Source organism: Nostoc sp. CALU 546 (genome assembly GCF_048836525.1).
Genome location: NZ_JAWJTF010000072.1, coordinates 42,636 through 49,320, shown reverse-complemented (window position 1 = coordinate 49,320; position 6,685 = coordinate 42,636). Strand labels below are relative to the sequence as shown.

At 45.4% G+C, this 6,685-nt stretch carries 5 protein-coding genes; all 5 read right to left on the bottom strand.

All coding sequences use genetic code 11. From position 1 onward, the window contains the following. Positions 1-394 precede the first annotated feature (394 nt). The 5 genes from RRG12_RS28390 to RRG12_RS28370 all read right to left on the bottom strand — a co-directional run bounded on the left by RRG12_RS28390 (position 395) and on the right by RRG12_RS28370 (position 6,661). Positions 395-1,444, bottom strand: coding sequence for an aliphatic sulfonate ABC transporter substrate-binding protein (locus RRG12_RS28390; RefSeq protein ID WP_069068749.1), 1,050 nt, complete (start codon positions 1,442-1,444; stop codon positions 395-397). 57 nt (positions 1,445-1,501) lie between these two features. Beyond that, positions 1,502-2,500, bottom strand: coding sequence for an aldo/keto reductase (locus RRG12_RS28385; RefSeq protein WP_420761483.1), 999 nt, complete (start codon positions 2,498-2,500; stop codon positions 1,502-1,504). A 152-nt stretch (positions 2,501-2,652) separates the two neighbouring features. Next, positions 2,653-3,303: a dienelactone hydrolase family protein gene (locus RRG12_RS28380; protein ID WP_420761482.1), complete on the bottom strand. Its 651-nt coding sequence runs from the start codon at positions 3,301-3,303 to the stop codon at positions 2,653-2,655. Positions 3,304-3,394: 91 nt separating this feature from the next. Next, on the bottom strand, positions 3,395-4,924 hold the full coding sequence (locus RRG12_RS28375) for an amidohydrolase family protein (protein ID WP_420761481.1): 1,530 nt from the start codon (positions 4,922-4,924) through the stop codon (positions 3,395-3,397). Between the two features lie 372 nt (positions 4,925-5,296). After that, entirely contained in the window at positions 5,297-6,661 is a 1,365-nt protein-coding gene (locus RRG12_RS28370; RefSeq protein ID WP_069068753.1) for an LLM class flavin-dependent oxidoreductase, read from the bottom strand. Between the last annotated feature and the right edge of the window lie 24 nt (positions 6,662-6,685).

Below are 6,685 nucleotides of genomic sequence, written 5' to 3'. Positions count from 1 at the left end.
CTCTTGCAAAAGTCCCTAACACCCCGCCCCCAACTCCTCCCCTTACCAAGGCTACGGTGTACACACAAGTCAAAAAAAGATAAATTTCTCATTGTTCTCTCGTTCCTATGCTCTGCATAGGAATGCCTGATTAGAGGCTCTGCCTAGGCTGTTGACTTTGTGCATTTTTCGGGAATTTTTGGGAAAATTATTCGTGTTATTTTTTGTTTGACCTAAACTGCCTGTTTCAGGCAGTTTAGGTCAAAAACAGGCGACACATTTTTTGCATGAAGTCTTACGGGCTAAAGGGTACAGAGTCAACAGCCTAGGCAGAGCCTCTCGGAACTTGTTCCCAGCCTCCAGGCTGGGAACGAGAATACAATAAGTCTTTGGGCTTTTCTTAGTGCCATTCGTACTAGACCATAATTTCTGGCGGTGTGATCGCAGCATATAAATCAGGCGGAAGTAACGCATCTTGAATGTTGATTTTCTTCGGTATGACACCCTCTTTAAAGAATAAATCTGCTACACGCTGTTGTTCCGCTATCAGTTCAGGACTTAGGCCTCTGCGTCCTGCGAAAGTGCGACGAGACATTACCTTGTCGGCCACATCCTCATCGAGCTTTTGTGTGGCGATCATCAACTTTTTCACTTCATTTCGATTCGCCTCTGCCCACTTATCAAGGGCATGAAGTTCTTCAATGATAATTTTGAGCAAGCCAGGGTTTTCTTCGGCAAACTTCCTATCAGCAATATAGTAGCCCCCAGGAGAATCTAGCCCAACAGAATCTCTGAGGACACGAATTCGACCCATCTTTTGAGCGATCGCATAGTGGGGATCTCCAGTCATCCAAACGGGAATTCTCCCTTCGAGAAACGCACCCCGCGCCTCGATGGTCGCCATACTTTTGATTTTAATATCCTTGATGGTCAAGCCGATTGACTGCAAAGCTCTAAGAATAAAATAGTGCGATGCCGAGCCTTTTTGAAAATAAACTTCTTGCCCCTTGATATCCTCAAATTTCTGAAGGGGAGACTCTGGAGGTACAGCAATTACACTACTTGTTCCTGTTCTTGCGGTTCTTTGTGTACCGACGACATAAACAAGGTCTGAACCAGCGACTTGGGCAAATATTGGCGGCGTTTCTCCTACTGATCCCACATCAACTCTTTTCGCGGCCATACCTTCCATGAGTTGTGGCCCTTGGACAAATTGCGCCCATTCCACCTTGATTCCCAGTGGCTCCAAGCGTTTCTCTAAAACTTGCCGATTTCTGAAAAGATCCCCTGCACTCTGATAACCCATGCGGAGAACTTTCGTTTTTATCCCAAGAGAAATTGAATTGCCACTAGTACTTGCTACATTCTGTTGGCCTTGTTGGTTACAACTTCCCAACAAATATGCCATAGAAAAACCGCCCAGACTAGATGTAGCAACATTTAGAAAACGACGGCGTTTAATCATAGTTGTTTGATAGATAAAATAGTTTGGATTGGTTGGAAAGGTTAAAAGAAAGCAAAACTAACGCAGAGAATCTCCCCTGCGATATTCAGCGGTGATGTCGTCGAGTTTTTGTTTCAAATTGTCGTCGAGTTTTAGTTCTACAGCTTTGAGGGTGTCAGCAAGTTGTTCTGGACGACTAGCACCAATAATAGGGGCAGTAATAATCGGATTAGCCAGCACCCAAGCTACAGCTAAGGTAGTGAGCGACAATCCAGCAAATTCCGCCACTGTGCGTAATTCTTCCACAGTATTGAACTCGCGATCGCGCCAGTATCGTTCTTGATAACGTTCTGCGGCAGCACCCAGAGTAAAACGAGTCCCTGCGGTGGGGCCTTGAGTCAGATTGTGTTTGCCAGTGAGTAGACCACCTGCTAAGGGATTGTAAGGAATTACACCTAATCCTTCTTCTTTCGCCAAGGGCAAAAGTTCTCGCTCAATTTCGCGGAACAACAAATTATAGCGGGGTTGAATCGAGACGAAGCGAGTTAAATTTCGCACTTCGGCGCGACCCAAGGCGCGGGCAAGTCGGTAAGCTAAGAAGTTAGAAACCCCAATGTAGCGTACCTTACCAGCACGAACTACTGTATCTAATGCTTCTAAGGTTTCATCGAGAGGAGTTGAAGCATCATCAGAGTGCAATTGGTACAGGTCAACATAATCAGTTCCCAGTCGTTTGAGGGAAGCATCGATCGCATCCAAAATGTGTTTGCGCGAAGCACCCTGATCCCAAGGTGCAGGGCCAACTTTACCTACAGCTTTGGTAGCCAAAATAAAATGTTCGCGTTTGCCTTTGAGCCAGCGCCCAATGATTTCTTCGGTACTTCCAGCCGTAGCTAGCCCACCCCCAAGAGGATACACATCGGCTGTATCGAGAAAGTTAATTCCCGCATCGGCGGCGGTGTCAAGGATTCGCCTTGAGGTTTCTTCATCTGTCTGCAAACCGAAGGTCATTGTACCGAGACAGAGGCGAGAAACAGTCAATCCAGTTTGACCAAGTTTGTTAGTTGGTAAGGTCATGGAAACGTTTTTTATGTCGTTAAATTTTGATAAGAAAACGAACCGCAAAGGCGCAAAGGACGCAAAGAAAGAAGAAAAATTCTCTGCGTTCCCATGTCACCGAGTCTTTGCGTCAGCTTTAACCCAAGAGAAGTTTTTCTTTTTTGTATTCTTCAGACAGCTACAGAAGTACGACGACTTTGTGAAATTAGCCATTGTTGCAATTTCGAGTCACTGTAGACTTCATCGGCAATAAAATGATCGCCTTCAGGTAGTACAGTAAAATCTACGGTTCCCCCGACACCACGTAAGGTATCGACAATAGACTGTGTATTTTCAACAGAGAGCTTTTCGTCTTTTGCGCCTTGGAATATTTGGATAGGAATATTTTTTAGGGCAGCTAGTTGGCTTGGTTCTAATGTCGTAGGTACACGACCAGACACCGCTACCAAACCAGCGAAGCGAGTAGGATGAGAAGCAGCGATATGCCATGCCCCAGCTGTACCTAAGCTGAATCCAGATAAAATCACACGGGACGGATCTATGGGTTGGGAGGTAATGAGATTATCCAACAAAGCAATTACGTCAGATTCTCGATCTACCCAGGTTTGTCCTTCAGGAAGTTGGGGGGCTGCAAAGACATAAGGTAAGGGGCTAGATTCATCTACAAAACGAGGTAAACCCCATTTTAGTAGTACATTTATATCTGTACCGCGATCGCGTGCGCCATGCAAAAACAATACAAGGGGTGCGGGTTTCTTGGTATCTTCAGAAACAGGCGAGAAAAGATAAGGCAGTGAAGCGGAACGGTGTTCGATAGGCATAGCTATAATTCCTCTGTATGTTTGGTGGTCAGATACCCGACTTCTTTAAGAAGTCGGGTATCTCGTAACATCTCAATGCCTTGACAAAGATTTAAGCTACTACAAGGCTCTTATCTACTTGGGTAGTAGGTACTTTCGATTCAACTGCTGTACCCTTGAAGAAGTCAGGGTTGGCTTGGGTATAGAACTTGTAAGGATTATTGAATACATAAGCCTTAAAGTCCGCTTCAGAAATCACACCTTCTTGTACCAAATCCCAGCTTTCCGCTAGTGGATCGGTCAAATCTGGTACGTCCCAATGACCAACATCTGAGGAATAAATGGCGTTGATTTTCACACCCAAGGGATTGGCTTTGTCGTTGAATGCTGCTGCGATGGTGCGATCGTCAGACTCGGAACCAAAGAAGAAACTGTTTACCCAGCGATCGCGGATGTCTTCAATTGTCTCAATCCCGGCTGCGGCAAAGTCTTCCAATTCACTACCAACGGGTGAACGGCTATGACGGTTGAAAGAAGAACCCAAGACACTCTTTTTCAGTTCCTCTTTACTCAGAGGATGTTCTTGCAGGAATTCGCTACCAAAACGCTCGAACAATACGAACAATTCATCAGAATTGGCGTTATCTGGGTTGTAGTTTTGTAGTCCTTTTAGACTGCGCTTGGAGAAACGATCTACTAAATGAATGTAGACGTGTGCGCCCCAATCTGCACCGCCTTCAAGCATAGCTACACGCAACTCTGGGAAACGTTTGGTAACGCCACCAAAGAACAGTGCTTTGGCGAATGCTTGTGAGCCATCGGCAAAGTGACCGATGTGGTTGTTCATGTAGTTACTGATGGAGGAGCGTCCAGTCCAACCTTGACTGCCGTAATGGGTAGTAATGGGTACACCTAATTCAACTGCTTTTGCCCAGAATGGATCGTAGTCATATTCACTATCCAATCCGTAAAAGTCAATGTAAGAAGCATACTTGGCGATTTCAGGGTATTGATCTGCTGGATATTTATCAGCGATCGCTTTAATTGGCCGTTTCACACCACCAGGGATATTTGCTACTTTTAGCCCTAGTGTTTTTACGGCAAACTCCAACTCCTCAACGGCTTCTTGAGGATTACCCATCGGGATACCAGCGACAGGTGTCAGGCGATCGCTATATTTCCGATATAAGTCAGCATGATAGTGATTAACTGCCCGTTGCAGTGCTTGACGGTTCTCTTTACTTGCTCCAGCTGGTGCAAGAACATTGTTAGGAAACAACACCGAATAATCTGATCCTTGCTCCGCTTGACGCTCATAGAAGAGTTCAGGAAGAGTGTAAGTAGCAAGATCCAAAGTATTGCGGGTTACTCTTGCCCACCAAGGCGATCGAATTGTGCGGTTGTACTGGCGTTCTTCTGGAGTTTGTTGATACCAGTCTTTACCATTGCTCTTAGAATTGAGACGAGAAGCTTCCGCCTTGCGTAATTCATCTACAAGTTTCGAGCCACCGTATTTAGCAATGTAATCCTCAAGCGCTGGAGTGAAATCATTGGTATGAACATCGGTGTCAATTATCGGATAATCAAGCTTTGCTTTGATTGCGGCGGAACGAGAAGTTTTTAATCTGCTATATTCAGTCATGTTTTTTTCCTTGAATAAATGACAGAAGTAGTGCTGAGAAATGAGTTATGAGTGCTGAGTACAACAAATACAGACGAGAGTTAGTTGATATTTATCGCGCACTGACTCACCACAAGAGCATCTACAGCACTCGAAACTCACTACTCTTTTTGCTTGTAGTAAGGACTTTAGTCCTAAGTTCACCTAGTGGTTCGCCAAGTTTCCTTGGCGAGGTAAAGGGCAAGGGGGAAAGGGAAAATATGTTTATTCCTTTAACCTTTAACCTTTAACCTTTCCCCTTTTCCCAGCCCTCACCTAACAATTTTGGGTTGGCAGACTACTAGTGTCTGCAAGAGAGAACTAAAGTTCTTACTACGAACGAATCCTATTTATTTATGCCAAAACCAATCTCTCATTCGCTTGTTTGACAACGAATTGATTACCCGGACGACGCAGCCCTAAGTTTTCCCGCAAAGTACTACCTTCATATTCAGTACGGAACAGTCCGCGTTTCTGCAAGATGGGAACGACCAAGTTAACGAAGTCATCCAACCCTGTAGGCAAAATGGGCGGCATGATATTAAAACCATCTGCTGCACCGTTGTTGAACCATTCCTCTAGTTGATCGGCAATACTTTCAGGAGTACCAAGTATAGTGCGATGTCCTCGTGCAGTAGCCAGAGACAGATACAACTGACGCAGTGTCAGAGTCCCACGAGTAGCTAAATCCCTGACTAATTTCAGACGACTCTTATTATTATTGGTGTCGCTGGGTAGTTCGGGAGCTACATCATCTAAAGAATATTTCGACAGATCCACACCCTTGTAATAGTTCTTTAAAATACCCCAAGCTACATCAGGATGAATCAACGATTGCAGAAATTCGTATTTCTCTTGAGCTTCTTCTTCAGTACGCCCAATAATGGGGAAAGCTCCAGGCATGATTTTCAGATCCTCTGGAGAGCGTCCATATTGCGCCAATCGGCCTTTGACATCAGCATAAAATTCCTGGGCATCGGCTAGGGTTTGATTGGCGGTGAAGATTACCTCAGCAGTACGCGCAGCTAAGTCCCGTCCGGCTTCCGATGCTCCAGCTTGTACAATCACTGGGTAGCCTTGGGGCGGACGACCGACGTTCAAGGGGCCTTTGACAGAAAAATGTTTACCCTTGTGGTTGAGTATGTGCAGTTTGTCCGGCTCGAAATAGATACCAGATTCTCTGTCACGAATGAAAGCATCATCTTCCCAACTATCCCACAGTCCTTTGACCACTTTCACAAACTCTTCCGCACGTTCATAACGCTGGCTATGTTCCGGGTGATGCTCAAGACCGAAATTTAGTGCAGCATTCTCGTTACCTGTGGTGACTACATTCCACCCCGCCCGGCCTTTACTCAAGTGATCCAAAGAAGCAAACTTACGTGCCAGGGTGTATGGTTCTTCGTAGGTAGTCGAGGCGGTGGAAATGAAGCCAATGTTTTGAGTTACAGAGGACAAGGCCGAAAAGAGTGTCACTGGCTCGAAATGGACAAGTTTACCATTGCGTTTTTGAGTTTCTGGTTCGCCACCCCAAACTCCTGGACTGTCCGCCAGAAAAACTGCATCGAACAAGCCACGTTGGGCAGTCTGGGTAATTTCTTTGTAATGCTCAAAATTGAATCCAGCGTCTATCTGTGCATCTGGATGTCGCCATGCAGAAACATGATGTCCAGTGGCTTGAATGAATGCACCTAAACGAAACTTGCGTGTTTTACTCATCTGCTTTTTTGTGTATAGCTAAAT

Coding starts and splice junctions, on each gene's coding strand:
- RRG12_RS28390 (WP_069068749.1), bottom strand. CDS start 1,444: ATGATTAAACGCCGTCGTTTTCTAAATGTTGCTACATCTAGTCTGGGC.
- RRG12_RS28385 (WP_420761483.1), bottom strand. CDS start 2,500: ATGACCTTACCAACTAACAAACTTGGTCAAACTGGATTGACTGTTTCT.
- RRG12_RS28380 (WP_420761482.1), bottom strand. CDS start 3,303: ATGCCTATCGAACACCGTTCCGCTTCACTGCCTTATCTTTTCTCGCCT.
- RRG12_RS28375 (WP_420761481.1), bottom strand. CDS start 4,924: ATGACTGAATATAGCAGATTAAAAACTTCTCGTTCCGCCGCAATCAAA.
- RRG12_RS28370 (WP_069068753.1), bottom strand. CDS start 6,661: ATGAGTAAAACACGCAAGTTTCGTTTAGGTGCATTCATTCAAGCCACT.